17 protein-coding genes and 1 pseudogene are annotated in these 19,401 nt (G+C 67.8%); 16 read left to right on the top strand and 2 right to left on the bottom strand.

Features of this window, described 5'->3' with window-relative positions:
* Window positions 1-124: 124 nt before the first annotated feature.
* Window positions 125-1,063, bottom strand: a pseudogene (locus AB0L82_RS24750) (MinD/ParA family protein); the annotation flags it as partial.
* A gap of 3,931 nt (window positions 1,064-4,994) precedes the next feature.
* Between AB0L82_RS24750 and infA the strand changes: the two are divergent.
* The 14 genes from infA to AB0L82_RS24680 all read left to right on the top strand — a co-directional run bounded on the left by infA (window position 4,995) and on the right by AB0L82_RS24680 (window position 16,694).
* Complete coding sequence (infA, locus tag AB0L82_RS24745) at window positions 4,995-5,216, top strand: translation initiation factor IF-1 (RefSeq protein WP_040804562.1); 222 nt, start codon at window positions 4,995-4,997, stop codon at window positions 5,214-5,216.
* 123 nt (window positions 5,217-5,339) lie between these two features.
* Window positions 5,340-5,453, top strand: a complete 114-nt coding sequence (rpmJ, locus tag AB0L82_RS24740; protein WP_067561702.1) for a 50S ribosomal protein L36 — start codon at window positions 5,340-5,342, stop codon at window positions 5,451-5,453.
* A 244-nt stretch (window positions 5,454-5,697) separates the two neighbouring features.
* Window positions 5,698-6,069 (top strand): 30S ribosomal protein S13, encoded by a 372-nt coding sequence (gene rpsM / locus AB0L82_RS24735; RefSeq protein ID WP_067561705.1) that lies wholly within the window; start codon window positions 5,698-5,700, stop codon window positions 6,067-6,069.
* Window positions 6,070-6,078: 9 nt separating this feature from the next.
* Entirely contained in the window at window positions 6,079-6,492 is a 414-nt protein-coding gene (gene rpsK / locus AB0L82_RS24730; RefSeq protein WP_364640780.1) for a 30S ribosomal protein S11, read from the top strand.
* A 24-nt stretch (window positions 6,493-6,516) separates the two neighbouring features.
* Window positions 6,517-7,122 carry a 30S ribosomal protein S4 gene (gene rpsD, locus AB0L82_RS24725; RefSeq protein ID WP_067561710.1) on the top strand — a complete coding sequence of 202 codons (606 nt, stop codon included), beginning with the start codon at window positions 6,517-6,519 and terminating at the stop codon, window positions 7,120-7,122.
* A gap of 106 nt (window positions 7,123-7,228) precedes the next feature.
* Window positions 7,229-8,287 carry a DNA-directed RNA polymerase subunit alpha gene (locus AB0L82_RS24720; RefSeq protein ID WP_364640777.1) on the top strand — a complete coding sequence of 353 codons (1,059 nt, stop codon included), beginning with the start codon at window positions 7,229-7,231 and terminating at the stop codon, window positions 8,285-8,287.
* 47 nt (window positions 8,288-8,334) lie between these two features.
* Window positions 8,335-8,844 carry a 50S ribosomal protein L17 gene (gene rplQ, locus AB0L82_RS24715; protein WP_364640775.1) on the top strand — a complete coding sequence of 170 codons (510 nt, stop codon included), beginning with the start codon at window positions 8,335-8,337 and terminating at the stop codon, window positions 8,842-8,844.
* A gap of 79 nt (window positions 8,845-8,923) precedes the next feature.
* Window positions 8,924-9,775 carry a tRNA pseudouridine(38-40) synthase TruA gene (truA, locus tag AB0L82_RS24710; RefSeq protein ID WP_364640772.1) on the top strand — a complete coding sequence of 284 codons (852 nt, stop codon included), beginning with the start codon at window positions 8,924-8,926 and terminating at the stop codon, window positions 9,773-9,775.
* Between the two features lie 281 nt (window positions 9,776-10,056).
* Entirely contained in the window at window positions 10,057-11,019 is a 963-nt protein-coding gene (locus AB0L82_RS24705) for a helix-turn-helix domain-containing protein (RefSeq protein WP_364640769.1), read from the top strand.
* Between the two features lie 513 nt (window positions 11,020-11,532).
* Entirely contained in the window at window positions 11,533-12,513 is a 981-nt protein-coding gene (locus AB0L82_RS24700) for an AraC family transcriptional regulator (RefSeq protein WP_364640766.1), read from the top strand.
* Window positions 12,514-12,581: 68 nt separating this feature from the next.
* Window positions 12,582-13,457: a nitrilase-related carbon-nitrogen hydrolase gene (locus AB0L82_RS24695; RefSeq protein WP_364640763.1), complete on the top strand. Its 876-nt coding sequence runs from the start codon at window positions 12,582-12,584 to the stop codon at window positions 13,455-13,457.
* 161 nt (window positions 13,458-13,618) lie between these two features.
* Window positions 13,619-14,581 carry an AraC family transcriptional regulator gene (locus tag AB0L82_RS24690; RefSeq protein WP_364640760.1) on the top strand — a complete coding sequence of 321 codons (963 nt, stop codon included), beginning with the start codon at window positions 13,619-13,621 and terminating at the stop codon, window positions 14,579-14,581.
* A gap of 113 nt (window positions 14,582-14,694) precedes the next feature.
* Complete coding sequence (locus AB0L82_RS24685; protein ID WP_364640758.1) at window positions 14,695-15,663, top strand: nitrilase-related carbon-nitrogen hydrolase; 969 nt, start codon at window positions 14,695-14,697, stop codon at window positions 15,661-15,663.
* A gap of 56 nt (window positions 15,664-15,719) precedes the next feature.
* Window positions 15,720-16,694 carry an AraC family transcriptional regulator gene (locus tag AB0L82_RS24680; protein ID WP_364640755.1) on the top strand — a complete coding sequence of 325 codons (975 nt, stop codon included), beginning with the start codon at window positions 15,720-15,722 and terminating at the stop codon, window positions 16,692-16,694.
* 1 nt (window position 16,695) lies between these two features.
* On the opposite strand, the gene AB0L82_RS24675 is transcribed toward AB0L82_RS24680, so the two are convergent.
* Window positions 16,696-17,076 (bottom strand): metal-sensitive transcriptional regulator, encoded by a 381-nt coding sequence (locus AB0L82_RS24675; RefSeq protein WP_364640753.1) that lies wholly within the window; start codon window positions 17,074-17,076, stop codon window positions 16,696-16,698.
* A gap of 71 nt (window positions 17,077-17,147) precedes the next feature.
* Between AB0L82_RS24675 and AB0L82_RS24670 the strand changes: the two genes are divergently transcribed.
* Together AB0L82_RS24670 and AB0L82_RS24665 are read left to right on the top strand one after the other, a co-directional pair.
* The gene (locus tag AB0L82_RS24670; protein ID WP_364640750.1) at window positions 17,148-17,963 is read left to right on the top strand and encodes an S-methyl-5'-thioadenosine phosphorylase; all 816 of its coding nucleotides are present in this window, start codon (window positions 17,148-17,150) and stop codon (window positions 17,961-17,963) included.
* Between the two features lie 96 nt (window positions 17,964-18,059).
* Window positions 18,060-19,379: an NAD-dependent epimerase/dehydratase family protein gene (locus AB0L82_RS24665; RefSeq protein ID WP_364640747.1), complete on the top strand. Its 1,320-nt coding sequence runs from the start codon at window positions 18,060-18,062 to the stop codon at window positions 19,377-19,379.
* Window positions 19,380-19,401: the final 22 nt, after the last annotated feature.

The following is a 19,401-nucleotide window of genomic DNA, read 5'->3' as shown; positions in this document are numbered from 1 at the left end:
TGACCCTACGGTGGTGGCAGTTAATCTGCCGCAAAGAGACGCAGGACACAGTGGACGAAAAGGAGCGGTGCGGTTCGTGCGCCGCTCCGTTTCGTCCAGCAGGGTCGAATCAGCCGCGTTCTTATCAGCCGCCGTAGCGGCGGTGATCGGTGGCGAAATCATCGGCCACGGTGGCGGCGAGCTCCACGTAGGCGCGCTTGGTGTCCTTCGACAGGCGGGTCAAGTCGATCTCCGCGCCCTCACCCAGATGACCGTCGTACGGGATGATGTGCACCGCGCGGCAGCGCGACAGGAAGTAATCCCGCAGCTGATTGATACCGACATTCGGGGCGCCCGGGCGCGGCAGGTTGATCACCACGACCGCATTGCGCACCAGATGGTCGTGCCCGTGCAGGGACAGCCAATCCAGCGTGGCCGCGGCACTGCGCGCGCCGTCGATCGCCGACGACGAGATCAGCACCAGCGAATGCGCCAGATCCAGCACACCCGCCATGGCCGAATGCATAAGTCCCGTACCGCAATCGGTCAGAATGATGTTGTAGAAGCGCTGCAGAATACGTGCCACATTGCGGTACTCGTCCTCGCTGAACGCCTCCGAGGCCGCCGGATCCCGTTCGCTCGCAAGCACTTCCAACCGGCTACCGGCCTGCGAGGTATGCCGCCGCACATCCGAATACCGCGCGATCGTCGGATCCAGCAGCAGATCCCGCACGGTCGAGCGCGTCTGCAACGGCACCCGCTGCGACAGCGTGCCGAAGTCCGGATTCGCGTCCACCGCGATAACGCGGTCCCCGCGAATGGACGAGAAGATCGACCCCAACCCCATGGTCGTGGTCGTCTTACCCACGCCACCCTTCAAGGACAGCACGGCAATCCGGTAATCCCCGCGCACGGGCTGCCGAATCCGAGCCACCAACTCCTGCAGCCGCCGCTCCTCCGCGGACATCCCCGGATTGATGGCCCCACCGGTCGCATGGTGCACGGCCCGTCGCCACCCCGACCCGGCGGCCTTCTTCACCCGCCGCAACGGCACATCATCCAGCGAAGGCACCCCTTGCTGCCGCCCCACCCCGAACTGCAAAGGCGCAGCGGGCGGCACATACCCACCCGGTTGCTGCCCATACCCCGGCTGGCCATACCCTGCCGGGCCGGGCTGCTGTCCATACGCCTCAGCCCCAGGCTGCTGCCCGTACGCTTCAGCTCCAGCTTGCTGCCCGTACGCCTGTGGCCCAGCCTGCTGCCCCTGCGTCACCGGACCCTGCTGTTGCCCATGTGCCTGCTGGGCATACCCCGGCGCACCTGGCTGTCCGCTACCCGCGCCATTGTCTGCGGCTCCCGGCTGCGCAACTCCCCAGTTCGCCTGTCCGGCAGGCTCACCGGTCGCTTCCCGGCCGACTGCGCTCGACTCGTCGGCTCCGGTCCGCTGTCCATTCGGGGTCGCCTGCCCCCGGGCGCCGGTTTGCGGTCCTCCGCTGCGATCGGCTGACCCGCCCGGAACTGTGCCGGGCTGCTGAGGCGCAACCCAGTTCGGTGCGACTGGGGTCGGCTGCGACTGTCCGCCGTTGTTCGCGGCGCCATGGGCGAGTCCCTGCGGTACACCCCAGTTCGCCTGCGCTGCGGCGGCCTCGGAATGCTCCTGGCCCGTCTGGGGATTGATGCCCATCGGACCGTCTGGGCCCCAATAGGGTTGCGCCGGTGCTTGGTTCGCCGGTTGGACGTGGTTGACGCCCGGAAGCTGGTTGGCGGGCGGGAACTGGTGGGCGGGCGCGTTCGGCGCGGCCTGATCGGGCTGGGGTGCTCCATCCGGGCGAGCCGGAGTGGGGGTGCCAGCGGGTGATGTTGGGGCGGTCGGGGGGACCGCCGAAGGGCCGCCGTTGGTAGCGGATCCGCCGGAATTCGGTGCGGCGGGGTTGCTTTCGGCGAGGGCCGGGTTCTGTTGCCAGGTGTTCGGACCCGACAGCAATGGGTTCGGAGCCCAGTTGGCTCCCGGTACCCGAGCCGACCCGAGCGGTGAACGATCCGATGCCGCGGCAGGCGCGGAGGGCTGGTGCGTCGCGGGTCCCTGCGAACCGCTCTGCGCCGCCTCACCCGGCAGACTCTGCTCGACGGGCTGCGGGCGTTGACCCGGCAGACCTTGTCCGATGGTTTGCGGGGGTTGGCCCGGCAGACTCTGCCCGACAGGTTGCGGGAGTTGGCCCGGCAGACCCTGTTCGACGGGCAGCGGGGGTTGGCCCGGCAGACCCTGTCCGACAGGTTGCGGGGGTTGGCCTGGCAGACCCTGTTCGGGGGCGTGCTGGGGTGTTTGACCCGACAAGTCTTGTCCGGGAGCGTGGTGGGGCGGATTGTGCTGCGGCGCAACGGGGGTGCCCTGCTGCGGTGGCTGGGGTCCGCGGTGCCATGCGGCCATTCCCGGTGCGTCCGGGGGTGTGAGGACCGGCAGGCCGCCGGTGTGTGCGCCCTGGTGGCCTGGGCCTTGCGGGCCTGGGCCGTGCGGTCCGGTCGCGGGGCCGTGCTGCGCAGCTGGGCCGTACTGCGGTGCGGGGGATCCGTGCGGGCCCGTCGCGGGTCCTGCCGGGGGCCACTGGCCTCCGGTCGAGGGTCCTCCGGGTGTTGCGGAGGGGCCATGCGGCGGCGGTGTCTGATCAAGCCGCTCGGGTGCGCGTCCCCGCTGGGCGTCGGATTGATGGGGTCCGTGTCCCGCGCGGGAGGGTTGCTGCGGTCCGGGAGTGGATCCGTGCTGCGGATCCGTTGCGGGAGCCTGCTGTCCGGGCAGGGGAGCGGTGGGGGGACGCCAAGGCGGCCTCGCCGCCTGCGGTGCGTGGTCCGGCGGGGTGGCGGGGGCGGGGTCCGGCCCTCGGCTGCCTTGGGAGTCGGTAGGTGAAGTCGGTTGTCCTGGAATGGATTCCGGGGTTCCCGGCAGTGCCGCGTCGATCGCTCGATGCCGGCCGGTGTTCGTATCCTCTTCGCTGTCTACGGGCAGACCGGTGCTGGGTTCCGCGGAAGTCGGCGCTGCGCTCTGGGGTGTGGCCGGGTTGGGCCGCGAGGTGGTTCCCGTGGCGAGGGGGGTGTCGTGCACGGACCCGAGGCTGGGATCGGGCAAGCCGTTCGGCGCGGCATTGGGCGCCGCAGGGTTTCGAGGAGTGTCGTGGTCCGAGCCGGTCGGACGCTGCGCCGTCCCGGGCGTGGATTCACGCGGTGCTTCCGGAGCGGCCTGGTCCGGGTGCGGCGATGCGGGTGAAACCGGTACCCGGACAGTCATATCCGACGCGAAGGCGGGCCGGGCCGGTTCTCCGCCTGAATTGCCTTGGTCAGTCGGCGTATTCGCGGGTGTGGTCGGCCGGGGCGGCGCGAGGATGTCGTCCAGGGGAGTGCCCGGCACAGGGAAAGCCAGTGGGCCGGTGACGGCCGGTCCCTGCGGGAGCGGGCTTCCGCCACCGTGCGGCGGGGGTGGGAGCAGCGGCGGCTCGGCCACCGGGGCCGAGGTGCGTGGCGGGACGAGGATGTCGTCCACCGGGGCTGAGGTGCGCGGCGGGGCGAGGATGTCGTCCACCGGTGTGCCTGGGACCGGGAATGCCGGTGGCGCAGCGGTATCCGAGCCCTCGAGCGGTGCGCCGGGCGGAACGGATTGGTCGGCGTGCGTGGGTGGCTCGGGCAGCGGCGGGCGTTGCCTGGCTTCCGGGGCGGGGGTGTGGGGATCGGGCTGTGCGCCGGGTCCTTCGAGCGGGGGTAGCCGCGGCGGGGCGGTGGGGGCCGCTGCTTCGGGCTGGTGCGGAGGGGGATCGGGAAGCGCCGGTCGCTGCCTGGCGATCTCGCTCGGGGAGGGCGGCAGCGGGGCGCGCGAGCTCGCCGCGCCCGGCTCCTGCGGTGCGGGCGAATCGGACTGCTGCGTGGGTACGCGGGTGCCGGGCCGGGCACTCTGCGGCGGCGAATCCGGGAGAGCGGGCCGCGCCGGTGCTGCGTTGGCTGCGGGGGCGGTCGGCTGTGCCGGGGAAGGCGAATGCTGGTGGGGCGCATCGGGGATGGGGGGTGCGCCGTGCGGGGGTGGGGGGAGCGGGGTCGACTGGCGGGGTTGTCCGAATGACGGCTGTGGTGCGCCGCGATGGGAGTCCGGGGCGGGCGGGGCGGAGAAGCGTGCGCCCGGGGGCTGTTGATCCGGGGCCGCGCCGTTGTTCGGGCGGGCGGGCAGATCGGTACCGGAAGTGGTGGGGTTCGACTCGCGCGCCGACTGGGGCGACGGTCCACGCTGTTCGGCGGGTGTGCGGTGCTGGGTGTCGGAGGCCGGGGAGTGGCTGTCGCGCTGAGGGTTCGGCGGGGTGGTGAAGCGGCCGTTGCCGTTGCCCGGGGAGTCGAGTTCGGGGGTGATGGGGGGCGCGGGGAGGTGCGGGTCGGAGGTGGACCAGGGCTGGCGGGTGGGAGCCGGGTCGGTTTCCGGGGTGCTGTCCTTGCGGGATTTGCGACGGCCGAAGAGGCGACGGGGCGACTTCTCCTCGGGGATGAGGTCGTCGTGCGGGAGGTTCTCCACGGGGGCTTCGTAGCCGGATTGGGAGACATCGCTCTCGGACAGCCATGGCGGAAGCATGGGGAGCCCGTCGTTATTGCGGCTCACATCAACCCCCGTGTGTTGCGCGGTCTGGCAGGACAGGCCGTAGTTTAGCGATCTCTCGCCGTGCCGTGCTCGGGCCTGCGCGAGCTCGCACCCACCCAGCTTGGCGGTAACCGATACAGACTGCCCCGTCCGGTGCTTCCCAACCCTGGGCCGAGCGTGTTCCAGCCCACCCCGAGCAGGGCGTATTTGGCCGCATCTGACGCAGCGGGTAGCATTGGTCGGCGGTGCACCTACCTGCTGGCTGTGGCATGTCCACATTCCGTGCGGATGAGCGACTGTCAGCGAGTATCGCACCCGGTCGCATGTAGTGCACGACTAACTACGACAGACTGAAAGACGTGATGAGTTGAACCAACCAGGTTCAGCCTGAAACGGGATCGCGGAGGATATGGCGAAGAAGGAAGGGGCCATCGAGGTCGAGGGCCGGGTTATCGAACCATTGCCCAACGCGATGTTCCGGATTGAGCTGGAGAACGGTCACAAGGTTCTCGCGCACATCAGCGGCAAGATGCGGCAGCACTACATCCGCATTCTGCCCGAGGATCGCGTCGTCGTGGAGCTGTCGCCCTACGACTTGACCCGCGGTCGGATCGTCTACCGCTACAAGTGATTTGCCCTTAACCGGGCATAAGAGGCTTCCGGAGCTTTTCCGCTCCGGGTCTTCCCCGGCCATTAGGCCGGGGAAAAACTGTGTTCACGGCCAGTGAGCACACGGAACCAGATTGGATCTGACGTGAAGGTCAACCCCAGCGTCAAGCCGATCTGCGAGAAGTGCAAGGTGATCCGCCGTCACGGTCGGGTCATGGTGATCTGCGAGAACCTGCGCCACAAGCAGCGTCAGGGCTGATCTCGCCGCTGATCGTCGTAAGACGCTCAGCGCCGTGATCGCCGGGGGCAACCCCGGTCGCTCACCAGCCAAGCACCGAACGCGATTCGGATTGGCAGCAACACAGAAGTAACTCCCAACGCCAGTCGCCGTTGTCGAGCCCCGCAGGGGGCGGATGGCGGCCTTCCCCCGGTACGGAGGCCGGGGCCCCATTACGAGGGGACGGCCAGGGAGCAGACCTCCGCAACCATTAAGGAAATGCCACATGGCACGTCTGATGGGCGTCGATCTTCCGCGCGAAAAGCGCATGGAGATCGCGCTGACTTACATCTTCGGCATTGGTCGCACCCGCGCCAAGGAGATCCTGGAAGCCACCGGTGTCTCCGGTGACATCCGTTCCAAGGACCTCACCGATGAGCAGGTCACGGTTCTGCGTGACTACATCGAAAGCTCCGCTCTGAAGGTGGAAGGCGACCTGCGCCGCGAGGTTCAGGCCGACATCCGTCGCAAGATCGAGATCGGCTGCTACCAGGGCCTGCGTCACCGTCGTGGCCTGCCTGTGCGCGGCCAGCGGACCAAGACCAATGCCCGCACGCGCAAGGGTCCGAAGAAGACCGTCGCCGGCAAGAAGAAGTAGGGATAGCGCATGCCTCCGAAGAGCAGGACCTCGGGTCCGAAGAAGACTCAGAAGTCGCGTCGCCGGGATAAGAAGAACGTCCCGCACGGCCACGCGCACATCAAGAGCACGTTCAACAACACCATCGTGTCGATCACCGACCCGTCCGGCAACGTCATCTCTTGGGCGTCCTCGGGCCACGTCGGCTTCAAGGGCTCGCGTAAGTCGACCCCGTTCGCCGCGCAGCTCGCCGCCGAGAACGCTGCCCGCAAGGCGCAGGAGCACGGCGTCAAGAAGGTCGACGTGTTCGTGAAGGGCCCGGGCTCGGGCCGCGAGACCGCGATCCGTTCCCTCCAGGCCGCCGGCCTCGAGGTCGGCACGATCTCCGATGTCACCCCGCAGCCGCACAACGGCTGCCGTCCGCCCAAGCGGCGTCGCGTCTAAGCGGGAAGGAAAAGGTAGAGAATCATGGCTCGTTATACAGGCCCCATCACCCGCAAGTCGCGTCGCCTTCGTGTTGACCTCGTTGGAGGCGACCAGGCGTTCGAGCGTCGTCCTTACCCGCCCGGCCAGCACGGCCGCGCGCGGATCAAGGAATCCGAGTACCTCATGCAGCTGCAGGAGAAGCAGAAGGCTCGCTTCTCGTACGGCGTCATGGAGAAGCAGTTCCGCCGCTACTACGAAGAGGCGAACCGCCAGAAGGGTAAGACCGGCGACAACCTGCTGCGTCTGCTCGAGACCCGTCTGGACAACGTCGTGTACCGCGCCGGTCTGGCCCGTACCCGTCGTCAGGCTCGTCAGCTCGTCAGCCACGGCCACCTCGTGGTCAACGGCGTGAAGGTCGACGTCCCCAGCTACCAGGTTTCCCAGTACGACATCATCGATGTCAAGGAGAAGTCGCTGGGCACGCTGCCTTTCCAGGTTGCGCGCGAGACCGTCGGTGACCGTCCCGTTCCGGGTTGGCTCCAGGTCGTTCCGGGCCGTCTTCGCATTCTGGTGCACCAGCTCCCCGAGCGTGCGCAGATCGATGTTCCGCTGCAGGAACAGCTGATCGTCGAGTTCTACTCGAAGTAATGAGGTGCGCTCAGCGCATCGCTGGTTGGTGCCCTGAATTGTTCAGGGCAGCAACATTTTCCAGTCGTGAGCGTCAAATAGCGGACGCTCGAAGGAGGAGAAATCCATGCTGATTTCACAGCGACCGACACTGACCGAAGAGGTTGTGTCCGAGAACCGGTCGCGGTTCACCATCGAACCGCTGGAGCCGGGTTTCGGTTACACCCTCGGTAACTCGCTGCGCCGCACGCTGCTGTCCTCGATCCCGGGGGCTGCCGTTACGAGCATTCGTATCGACGGCGTGCTGCACGAGTTCACCACGGTTCCGGGCGTGAAGGAAGATGTCACCGACATCATCCTGAACCTCAAGGGCCTGGTTGTCTCGTCCGAAGAGGACGAGCCGGTCACCATGTACGTCCGCAAGCAGGGCCCGGGCTCGGTCACCGGTGGGGACATCGTTCCCCCGGCCGGCGTGACCGTGCACAACCCGGACATGCACATCGCGACCCTGAACGACAAGGGCAAGCTGGAGATCGAGCTCGTTGTCGAGCGCGGTCGCGGCTACGTTCCTGCCGTGCAGAACAAGGCGTCGGGTGCGGAAATCGGCCGGATTCCGGTGGATTCGATCTACTCGCCGGTTCTCAAGGTGACCTACAAGGTCGAGGCGACTCGTGTCGAGCAGCGCACCGACTTCGACCGGCTCATCCTGGATGTCGAGACCAAGAACTCGATTTCCGCTCGGGATGCGCTGGCGTCGGCGGGTAAGACTCTGGTCGAACTGTTCGGTCTCGCTCGCGAGCTGAACGTCGAGGCCGAGGGCATCGAGATCGGCCCGAGCCCGGCCGAAGCGGATCACATCGCTTCGTTCGGTCTGCCGATCGAGGACCTGGACCTGACCGTGCGGTCCTACAACTGCCTCAAGCGCGAGGGTGTGCACACCGTCGGCGAGCTGGTTGCCCGCACCGAGTCCGATCTGCTGGATATCCGCAACTTCGGCCAGAAGTCCATCGACGAGGTCAAGGTCAAGCTGCATTCGCTTGGTCTGTCCCTCAAGGACTCCCCGGCCTCCTTCGATCCGTCCTCCGTCGTCGGTTACGACGCGGCGAGCGGCACCTGGAGCGACAGCGGTTCGTTCAGCGACACCGACAGCGGCGAGCAGGACTACGCCGAGACCGAACAGCTTTAGGCCGTATGGGGCGGGCGCCCCGGCGGTCTTAGACACAGGAGATTCCAATGCCCAAGCCCAAGAAGGGTGCCCGCTTCGGCGGGTCGGCGTCGCACCAGAAGGCGATCTTCGCCAACCTGGCCACGGCGCTCTTCGAGCACGGTCGCATCAAGACCACCGAGTCCAAGGCCAAGGCGCTGCGCCCCTATGCCGAGAAGCTTGTCACCAAGGCGAAGGCCGGCTCCCTTGCCGACCGTCGCGAGGTGATGAAGGTGATCCGCAACAAGGACGTCGTGCACTCGCTGTTCGCGGACATCGGCCCGTCGTTCGAGGGTCGCGAGGGTGGCTACACCCGCATCATCAAGACCATCCCGCGCAAGGGTGACAACGCTCCGATGGCGATCATCGAGCTGGTTCGCGAGAAGACCGTGACCAACGAGGCCGATCGTGCCCGTCGCGTCGCGGCTTCGCAGCAGGCCGAGACCCCGGTCGCCGAGGCTCCGGCCGAGGAGACCGCCGCCGAGGTCGTCGCCGACGCTCCGGCCGAGGCCGCTGCCGAGGAGAAGAAGGAAGACTAGTCTTCCGTCTCATTCCATGAGGAAGCCCGCCGTCCCCTCCGGGTCGGCGGGCTTTCTTCATGTTAACCAGGAGATCGCTGTGACCGTGGAGGATCAGGCGCCGGAGCCGGTTTCGGTTCGGGTACGGCTCGACATCGGCTATGACGGCACCGACTTCACCGGCTGGGCCCGCCAGCCCGGCCTGCGCACCGTGCAGGGCACCCTGGAGGAGGCGCTGAGCAAGGTGCGGCGCGAGCCGATCCAGCTGACCGTGGCCGGGCGCACCGACGCCGGTGTGCACGCCGAGGGTCAGGTCGCGCATTTCGATACGCACGGCGAGGTGGACGGCCCGCGGCTGGTGCACCGGCTGGCGCGATTCCTGCCGAAAGATGTGCGGGTCAAGGATGTTCGGCTGGTACCGCCGGAGTTCGACGCCCGGTTCTCCGCCATCCGGCGGCATTACGCGTATCGCCTCACCACCGCCCCGTACGGCGCGGATCCATTGCGGGCCAGGCATATCGTGCCGTGCCGCCCCGGTGTGGATCTGGAGGCCATGGCGGCCGCCTCGCGAAAGCTGCTGGGGCTGCACGATTTCGCGGCCTTCTGCAAGCGCCGGGAGGGCGCGACCACCATTCGGGAATTGCAGCGCTTCGACTGGGAGCGCGAGGGCGATCTGCTCACCGCGTATGTCTCCGCGGACGCGTTCTGCTGGTCCATGGTGCGCAGTCTGGTCGGTGCGGTGCTCGCGGTCGGCGAGGGCAGGCGCACCCCGGAATGGGTCGGCGGATTGCTGAACGAGCGCGAGCGCGCCAGTGCGGTCACCGTCGCGCCCGCGCACGGTTTGAGTCTCATCGCGGTGGATTATCCGGATGATTCGGACCTGGCCGCGCGCAATGCGGAGACCCGCGAAATGCGAACTGTGCCCGATTCTTCCGGATGCTGTGGGGATTGAGTCATACTGGACTCGAATTCGCCTATAGCGGAGCGGGATTCGTGATTTTCCCGGATTCGGAGGAAGATTGCGGGGCGCCGGCGTCGAAACCGGCGGTCGCCGCGAATCCTCAACTCCGCCGTGAGGATTCGTAGTGCAACTCGCAAAGCGCGGGTTTTTCCACGCGCCATCCGACACTCGGCAGTCGGGACACACCGGTGAATTCGGGCACGTGGCCCGAAAGTTGGAAGTTATGAAGGGATTTCGACTTTCCGCCCGCCCAATGGTGCGACAATCGGCCAATGAGCGGCCCGGAGCCCGCAGTGGTGGAGGTGCGGTCCATGCCGGAGGTTTCCGAACAGGAGACCTTCGAGCAGTGGGAGGCAGCGGTGGCACAGGCGTACGTGCCCCTGGTGGTGACGCCGGTGCGATCCGGCGACTTCCGGGCCCGAATAGTGCAGTCCCGGTTCGATGATCTGGATGTCTCGACGGTTGACGCGAGCGGTCAGCACATCACCCGCATTCCGCGGCTGATCGACGAACCGGACGAACCCATCCTGTTCGCCAGCGTGACCACGCACGGGCGCGGCTGGCTGGAACAGGACGGCCGGGTCGGCGAGATGGCCGACGGCGGACTGCTGCTGTACGTCAGCTCGCGCCCGTTCACCGCGCATTTCGAGCAGAGCTGGGGTGTGGTGGCGGTGCAGGTGCCGCTATCGCAGGTGGTGAGCGCGTCCGGTGTCGCCTCGGACCGATTGCCGACGGCGGTGCGCTTTCCGCCGGAGGGTGCGGCCGGGATCGTCGGCCGATTCTTCTGCGGCCTCGCGCAATTGCAGCACACCGCGCCCGAACAGGCTTCGGTGCTGGCGCGGCACGGCACGGGTTTGCTGGCCTCGGTGGTGCAGCTGGCGGCCGGTGCCGCACCGCATGACGAGCCGATGCAGGCGCTCACCAAACAGCAGGCGATGGCGTATATCCAGCAACACTATGCCGATCCGGGGCTCACGGTGGACCGGGTGGCGGCGGCCTGTTCGGTATCGCGGCGCACGCTGTATCGGCTGTTCGAGAATGGTGAGGACGGGCTGGCGGCGATGTTGCGCCGCATGCGAATCGAGCGCGCGCTGGCATTGATCCGGACCGATCCGACCCGGCCGTTGCTCTCCATCGCGCGGGCCGCCGGATTCGTCTCCGAGCGACAGTTCTATCGCGCCTTCAAACGCGAGATCGGAATGACGCCGGGCGAATTCCGCTCCGTGCACGCGTGATTCGCGGGCGCGCCGCCCGATGCCGTTCCGGCTCGATGCATTGTGCGCGATGTGCCGCGGCGCATCGGGTGGCGCCGGGACGCATTGTGCGCGATGCGTGGCGAACGGGACTGACGTCAATGGTCAGTGACTTGGCACCGATGGGCAGTCACAGTGTGGCTGCCGGTGTGAATACTTGTGGGGCACCCGGTTCGTGCCGGGGGTAGCCCTGTAGCCAAATCGCTGACCCCGTGCACCGGCGGTCTCCTCGTCACGATTGTGCCCCGAGGCGATGCGTTGCCTGCACGTAGCGCTCGACCTCTTTGCGCTGGCAGTCGCCGATGATGCCGACGGGTCGGGTCATGCGATGCGGAGACGCCGTCCGGTCGTTGTCGAGCCGCCGACGACCGGGCGGCGTACTGCCCGAAATTCTCTGGTAACTGCCTGGAATTCTCAGGTAACTGGTCCGTTTCGCCGGGTTCGAACAGGTTCAATACATGTTTGCTGGTGCCCGGGGGATGGGATGATGCTGGGGTGGGAAACGCGGCAACCGCCAGCGCCGAGGTCTGCTCCGGTACGGAAACCTCGGCTCGCCAGGCATTCGAGCAGTGGGAGGCACTGGTCTCCGATGCTGTGCTGCCCTCCACGATCGAGCCGCTGGCCACCGGACATTGGCACGGCAGGGTCAGTACGACCCAGTTCGATCGCTCCAGTTTCACCCTCATGTCCGCCAGCGCGCAGCGGGTTATGCGCACCCGTCGTCAGGTCGAACAGGCCACCGCGGAGTTCCTGCTGGTGAATATCGTTGTGGAAGGCTCGAACTGGACCGAGCAGAACGGCCGGGTGGCCGATACGCCCGCCGGTTCCATCGTCTTCTTCGACAGTGCCCGCCCGATCGAGAGCCGCACCACCGAGAATTCGGTATCGGCGATCGTGCGCGCCCCCATGCATCTGGTGCTCGAGCACGCCGGGCTGGTGCGTGACGAACTGCCGATCGCCACGCCATTGCCCACCACCGGTGCGCTCGGCGTGGTGGCCGGGTTCTTCCGCGGGCTGGCCGAACTCGCGCCCGATGAGACCTCCAGGGCCGCAACGGTACTGGATTCGGAGATCGCTGGCATGCTGTCCTCCGCGGTGCTGCTGGCCACCGGGCGCAATTCGCCCGCCCCCTCGGATTCGCTGTACACGCGCCAGCAGGTGCTGGCCTACCTCCGCAAGCGCTATACCGATCCCGAGCTCACCGTGGACGAGGTGGCGCACGCCTGCCTGGTGTCGCGGCGCACGCTGTACCGGCTGTGCGAGGGGTTCGGCGGTCCGGCGGCGCTGGTGCGGCGGATGCGGGTCGAACATGCCCGCCGTCTGCTGCGCGCCGATCCGAATCGGCCGCTGGCCGCGATCGCGGCGGCGTCCGGTTTCGCCACCGATCGGCATTTCTATCGCGCGTTCCGCGATGAGACCGGGCAGACGCCCGGGCAATTCCGCGCCCAATTGGACCCAGGCACACCACGTCGGTAGCTCGGCACGGGATGTCGCTGTACCGGGCAGCCGTTCGGCGAAGGGTGATGGCACAGATCATCCCCATCGTGTCGAAGGGAGCCGAGGTGCCGACGAAGGTGCGTGTTGCAGCCGTCCAAGCCGAACCGCGGTGGCTGGACCTGCGGGCGGGCGTCCAGCAGGCCATCGAACTCATCGAGGCGGCGGCGGCCGGCGGTGCGCGGCTGGTCGCTTTCCCGGAGACCTTCCTGCCCGGTTACCCGTGGTGGCTGTGGCTCGATTCGGTGAGTTGGGGGCAGGGTTTCTTCGCGCGCTATCGGACCAATTCGCTGACCGTGGGCCGCACCGAGTTCCGCCGCATCGCCGATGCCGCGCGCCGGCATCGCATCCACGTACTGCTCGGGTTCAGTGAACGCTGCGGGAGCTCGCTGTACATGTCGCAATGCCTCATCGATGATCGGGGCGTGCTGGCGGGGGTGCGGCGCAAGCCGGAGCTGACGCCGCTGGAGCATCGGATCTTCCGCTGCGGCGAGATCACCGACCCGTATGTGTTCCGCACCGATATCGGGCGGATCGGCGTGCAGGGCGGGTCCGAGCAGTTGCATCTGCCCGCGCGCCGCGAGCTGGAACGCACCGGCGCGCAGCTGCATATCGTGTCCTGGCCCGGTTTCATCATCGCGCGGGATGTGGACTGGGGTGTGCGGGTGAACAATGCCGCCACGCTCTGGTACGCGGTGGTCGGCAATCTGAATGTGATCGCGGCCTGTTCGGTGATGGATGTGGCGGGCAGCGAAAGTCGGCGCGGCGGAACGGAACCCGCCAAACAGCTGGTGCGGGGGCCGGGCGGGCATTCTCGAATTTACGCGCCGGGGGGTACCGAGTTGGCGGCTCCGCTCAGCGGGCATGAACAGGGAATCCTGTACGCGGACCTGGAGTTGGATCTGAGTTGCGAGTCCGCGGCCTAGCATTCGCTCCGAGTGGCGTCGGCGTTTTTCCGAGTGCCGTGGGAAGGTCGGCTGATCAACGGCCGCAGTGATTTTCGGTTGTTGGCCGTGTATTGGTGGATCTGGGACACTGCCCGGTATTCGGCCGGGCAGCGGCCGTCGAATGTGTCGAGGGATGGGGAGTGGAGCGGTCTGAGCAAGTCAATCGGGTCGAGGTGCGGTCCGGATCGGATGCGTCGACGGTGGAGGCGTTCGAGCGCTGGGAAGCGCATGTGAGTGCGGCCTATGTGCCACTTGCGGTTTCGCCCATGCCCACCGGCCTGTTTCGCGGGCATATCGAGCACGCCCGATATGGCGATATGGAGCTGACCGTGGTCGGGTCGACGCCGCAGTTGATCCACCGCACCGGTTCGCTGATCGCTCGCACCGAGGACGAGTTCTTGCTGGCGAGCATTCCGCTTTCCGGTAGTGCGCGGTTACGTCAGGACGATCGAGTCGCGGAAGTCGGGCCCGGGGGCATCGTGTTCTACGACACCTCGCGGCCCTATGACTGGGAATTCGATCAGGAGTGGGAACAGGTCGTACTACAGGTGCCGATGAGCAAGCTGCGCGAGCGTTACGGTGTGATGGGCGCGGAAGTGCCTACCGCGAAGCACTTTTCGAGGGAAAGCGCGCCGGGCGTGGTCGCGCAATTCTTCCGGAGTGTGGCCCGATTGCGGCGCGATGATCCGGGTGGTGCGGCGCTGCTGGCCGAGCCCGGAATGGATCTGCTGGCCGCGGCGGTGGTGGCGGCCTCGGGCGGTGCGCCGCGGGATCAGTCCGCCGATGCGCTGAATCGGCAGCGGGTGTTGAGTTTCATGCGCGAGAACTGCGCGGATCCGGATCTCGGAGTCGATCGAATCGCGGAAGGTTGCCGAATGTCGCGGCGTACTCTGTATCGCGTGTTCGGTGAGTTCGAGGGCGGTCCGGGGGCGGTGTTGCGGCGTATGCGCATCGAGCGTTCCTGTGAGTTGTTGCGCACCGCACCGCAGTTGCCGCTGTCCGCGGTGGCGAAGGCTTCGGGTTTCCTGACCGAGCGCAGCTTCTATCGTTCGTTCCGCACCGAAATGGGTACTACCCCCGGAGCATTCCGTACATTGCCTTGAACTGTTTATTGCTATAAACACCGCAGTGGCATGAACAGTCGGTAAAGCGGCACACTCGGCCATGGCGTGCTGTGTCGCCATTCCGCAAGCATCCATTCCATGAGGGAAATGGGATGAGAAAGACTGTGCGAGTGGCGGCGATCCAGGCCGAGCCGAAATGGCTGCGGTTATCGGAGGGAGTGGAGCAGGTTGTCGAACTGATCGGCGCCGCTGCCGCGTCGGGCGCTCGCCTGGTCGCATTCCCGGAGACCTTCCTACCCGGTTATCCATGGTGGCGCTGGGTGGATTCCAATCAGTGGAACGTCGAATATTCGACCCGCTGCCGCGAGAATTCGATAACTCGTGACGGCGCGGAAATGCGCCGAATCACCGGCGCGGCAAGGGATCACGGCATACACGTGGTACTCGGATTCGGGGAACGACAGGATCGTCGAATCTATATGGCACAGGCTGTTATCGACGAGAACGGTGAGATCGTTTCGGTGCGGCGAAAAGCCGGGCTCAATCCGATTGAACGCAAGGTATTCGCTTCCGGCACACCGAATCTCCCGGCGGTGCGGCACGGTGTGATCGGGAAGGTGGGCGCGCTCTCCGGACAGGAGAATCAGCGGCCGCTGCTGACCCGGGCGCTGCGCGCCGATGAGGAGCAGATTCATATCGCGGCCTGGCCGGGAAATCCGGAAGGTGAGATGCCCGGCCCGGATTCGCCCGCGACCGTGAGCCGCATGTACGCGCTGGAGGCGAACGCCTACGTGGTGGCGCCGTGCGCGGTGGTCGGCGCGGCGGCCTGGGATCGTCGTGGGCCGCAGGGCGTCCGGAGCAGTGGGCAGGCGCGGATCTACGCCGCGGGTGGGGCCGAGGTGGTTCCGCCGCTCGCCGCGGGCGCGGAGGGGATTCTGTACGCGGATCTGGAGATCGGTTCGGCCGCACCGGATCGGCGCGAGGTGGATCTCGCGGCGCGGCCGCGCATGCGGCGCGGACAGCAGGCCGCGCGCACGGCGACGCCGCGTCGGCTGGGTGCGGATCGCTGGGCGGTACCGCTCATGCTCGGCTCGGGACCGGGCGGTTTGGCCGCCTGTTGACGGGCAATCTGCGAACCGAATGGTCTGTCTAGTCATTCGATGCGAAGATCGGAAAGGTGAGTCACTCGGTATCGGCCATCGTGCGCTCGGGTACAGACACCTCACCGCAACTGGCCTTCGAAAAATGGGAAGCACTGGTCACCGCCGCGTTCGTACCGCTCTCGGTGACACCGGCCGACGGTGGGGCAAACGGGCTGCCGCCCGGGCAGTTTCGCGCCCATATCGCCGACACCCAATTCGAACAGTTCGGCGCCGCCGTCATCGGCGCGACTACGCAGCGCATCGCGCGAACGCGCCGGCACATCGCCCGCTCCGATCAGGACTACCTGCTGGTCAGCATTCAGCGGACCGGTAGAGCGCGGATGGAACAGGGCGGCCGCCGGGCCGACTGGGGGCCGGGCTCGCTGGTGCTGATCGACACCAGCCGCCCCTTCGCCGGTTCGCACGCGGCGGAGGCCGAATCGGTCATGCTGCGCATTCCGCTGGATCGGTTGCTGGCGAGCACCGGCCTGGCGCCCGCCGACCTGCCGATGGCCACGCCCATAGCGGTGCGCGGCACCCTCGCCGTGGTGGCCGAATTCCTGTGCGGTCTCGCCGAATTGGGCGCCGAGGCCGATCCCGCCGCGGACGTGCTGGCCGGGCACGGCTTCGAACTACTCGCCGGGGCGCTCTCACTCATCGCCGGTGACGCCGGATACGCGCGGAACAGCCCGGCGCTGATACACGAGGTGATCGCGGCGTATGTCCGGGATCATCACGCCGATCCGGCCATGACGGTCGAGGAGGTGGCGCACGCCTGCGGTCTGTCCCGGCGATCCCTCTATCGCGCCTGTGAGCAATTCGGCGGCTTCGGCGCACTGGTGCGCCGCACCCGCCTCGAGCACGCGCGGAACCTGCTCCGCGAACCCGGCTCCCGCTCGCTGGCCACGATCGCCGGTGCGGCCGGATTCGCCGACGAACGCAACTTCTATCGCGTCTTCCGGCAGGAAATGGGGATGACCCCGAGCGAATTCCGGGCGCAATCGGCGTAGCTCAGGAGCGCACCAGGCGGGCGATGGCGTCGGTGGCTTCCTTGATCTTGGCCTCGGCTTCCGGGCCGCCCGCGACGGCGGCGTCCACGACGCAGTGGCTGATGTGATCCTCGAGCAGGCCCATGGCCACCGCCTGCAGGGCCTTGGTCATGGCCGAGACCTGGGTGAGGATGTCGATGCAGTACTTTTCCTCTTCCACCATGCGCTGCAGGCCGCGGGCCTGGCCCTCGATGCGGCGCAGGCGCTTGAGGTAGTCGTCCTTGGCGGTGATGTAGCCGTGCGAGCCGTGGTCGTGGTGGGATGCGTCGGCTGCGGGTGCGTCGACGGATTCGGTTGTGGCGGTCTGTTCGCTGGTCACCGACGATTTCCTCACTCCCGGCATCAATACCCCCCTAGGGTACATGCTCCGATCCGGTAGCACCACTCATGCGCGCATGCGCAAGAATTGCCCGCATGAGTTCGGATCCTCGGGCCACGCTGGCCATTATCGGCGGCAGCGGGTTCTACGACTTCTTCGGCGACGATGCGACCACCGTGGAGCTCGAGACGCCCTACGGCGCACCCAGTGCGCCCATCACCATCGGACAGGTGGAAGGGCGTTCGGTCGCCTTCCTGCCGCGACACGGGCGCAAACACGAGTACTCCCCGCACACCGTGCCCTACCGCGCCAATATGTGGGCGCTGCGCACCCTCGGCGTGCGCCGGATCTTCGGGCCCTGTGCGGTGGGCAGCCTGCGCGCCGATTGGGGGCCGGGCACCGTGGCGGTGCCCGATCAGCTGGTCGATCGCACCTCCGGGCGCGATCAGACCTTCTACGACGCGGGCGGCGTGCACGTGTCCTTCGCCGACCCGTACTGCGGTGAGCTGCGCACCGCCGCCATCTCGGCGGCCGGGACCGAGTTGCCGCTGAAGGATCACGGCACCATGGTCGTGGTGCAGGGGCCGCGCTTCTCCACGCGCGCGGAGAGCCAGTGGTTCGCCGGGCTGGGCTGGGAACTGGTCAATATGACCGGGCATCCGGAGGCCGTACTCGCCCGGGAACTCGAAATGTGCTACTCCGCAATCGCTCTCGTGACCGATCTGGACGCGGGCGTGGAATCCGGGCACGGTGTCAGCGCGGTCGACGTGTTCGCCGAGTTCGAGCGCAATCTGGTGCCGTTCAAGGCACTGGTGGCGCGGGCCATCGCCGCCGTCGAGGGCGATGACACCTGCGATGCGTGCCGCGTGCTCACTGGCACGGGCGTGCAGCTCCCGTTCGAGCTGCCGTAGGCGGAACCCCAGCTCATCGGCCCGGTTCGCAGTGTCGGACCGGGCCTTGGCTTTTCCGCTCCTCACCCCCGCGCCGCGGTCGCCTAGGCTGGGGCCATGAGCGAAGGCGGACCCCAGGCCGACCGGACGCGAGTACTGCTGACCGGCGCGGCCGGCTATATCGGCTCCCATGTGCGGCGCGCCCTCACCGCAGCCGGGCACGAGGTGATCGCCATCGACACCCTGCTCGACTCCGTCCACGGTTTCGATCCCACTGTCCCCGAAGGCGTTTCGCGCGTCGATATTCGCAATCCGGATGCGCTCGAACCGCTGCTGCGCGGGGTCGACGTGGTGTGCCACCTGGCCGCCGCGGTGCCGATTCCGGATCTGCCCGGTCCGGGCCCGGGGCGCTGGGTGCCGCCGCATACGGCGGCCGAGCGCGCCGATGTGCCCGAGGACGGGCGCAAGCTGATCCGGCCGCTGGACGGCGGCGCGCTGCGGGCCGCGGCGGGGATGGAATCCGGTGGGCGCGTGCAGACTTCGGCGGGACGCCGGGAGGATGCCGGGCACGGGGCCGGACCCTGTGTGCGCGGGCCGGTGGAGCCCTCGCGCGAACCCGCGCGCGGGCCGATGGAGATGCAGCGGGCCGCCATCTACGCCACCCACAATGACGCCGGGACGGCGGTGCTGCTCGCGGCGATGGAGCGGGCCGGGGTGCGGCGGCTGGTGCTGGGATCATCGGTCGCGGTCTACGGCGAGGGGCGGTACCGGGCCGGGCGGCAGGGGCCGTTCTTCCCGGGACTGCGGCGGCGGGCGGATCTCGATCGCGGCCTGTTCGACCACCGCGCACCGCGCACCGGGGATCTGCTGACCTGGGAGTCGCTGGGCGAGGACGCACCGCTGCGGCCCCGGAGCGCTTACGCCGCAAGCAAAGTCGCGCAGGAGCATTACGCGCTGGCCTGGGTCGCCAGCACCGGTTCGGCGGCCACCGTGCTGCGCTATCACCACGTGTACGGGGAACCGGCCGATACCGCGCGGACGCTGCGCTCGGCGGAAACCGGTGTGGTGGCGCGCTTCCGGGCCGAACTGCTGGCGGGGCGGTCGCCCAAGGTGTTCGAGGACGGCGGGCAGGTAAGGGATTTCGTGCACGTCCGCGATGTCGCCGCCGCCACGGTGGCGGCGGTGCGGCGGCGGCTGGCCGGATTCGTGCCGTTGAATATCGCCTCGGGACAACCGCTCACGCTGTGGGAGGTGGCGTCCACCATGGCCAAGGCCCTCGACGGTCCGGCCCCGGTGGTGTCCGGACAGTATCGGATCACCGATATCCGGCATCTGGTCGCGAATCCCGAACGGGCCCGGCACGCCTTGGAATTCAGCGCGCGCACCGGTCCCGGGGTGGGGCTGGCCGGTTATGCCACGGCGGGGGCCGAGCGCTAGCGCGGTTCCCGGTGGCCGGGGC

Source organism: Nocardia sp. NPDC052001 (assembly GCF_040680615.1).
Classification (GTDB): domain Bacteria; phylum Actinomycetota; class Actinomycetes; order Mycobacteriales; family Mycobacteriaceae; genus Nocardia.
The sequence above is the reverse complement of the archived record's forward strand: the minus strand, read 5'-3'. Positions and strand labels throughout refer to the sequence as shown.

Coding starts and splice junctions, on each gene's coding strand:
- infA (WP_040804562.1), top strand. CDS start 4,995: ATGGCGAAGAAGGAAGGGGCCATCGAGGTCGAGGGCCGGGTTATCGAA.
- rpsM (WP_067561705.1), top strand. CDS start 5,698: ATGGCACGTCTGATGGGCGTCGATCTTCCGCGCGAAAAGCGCATGGAG.
- rpsK (WP_364640780.1), top strand. CDS start 6,079: ATGCCTCCGAAGAGCAGGACCTCGGGTCCGAAGAAGACTCAGAAGTCG.
- rpsD (WP_067561710.1), top strand. CDS start 6,517: ATGGCTCGTTATACAGGCCCCATCACCCGCAAGTCGCGTCGCCTTCGT.
- AB0L82_RS24720 (WP_364640777.1), top strand. CDS start 7,229: ATGCTGATTTCACAGCGACCGACACTGACCGAAGAGGTTGTGTCCGAG.
- rplQ (WP_364640775.1), top strand. CDS start 8,335: ATGCCCAAGCCCAAGAAGGGTGCCCGCTTCGGCGGGTCGGCGTCGCAC.
- AB0L82_RS24705 (WP_364640769.1), top strand. CDS start 10,057: ATGAGCGGCCCGGAGCCCGCAGTGGTGGAGGTGCGGTCCATGCCGGAG.
- AB0L82_RS24685 (WP_364640758.1), top strand. CDS start 14,695: ATGAGAAAGACTGTGCGAGTGGCGGCGATCCAGGCCGAGCCGAAATGG.
- AB0L82_RS24675 (WP_364640753.1), bottom strand. CDS start 17,076: ATGCCGGGAGTGAGGAAATCGTCGGTGACCAGCGAACAGACCGCCACA.
- AB0L82_RS24670 (WP_364640750.1), top strand. CDS start 17,148: ATGAGTTCGGATCCTCGGGCCACGCTGGCCATTATCGGCGGCAGCGGG.
- AB0L82_RS24665 (WP_364640747.1), top strand. CDS start 18,060: ATGAGCGAAGGCGGACCCCAGGCCGACCGGACGCGAGTACTGCTGACC.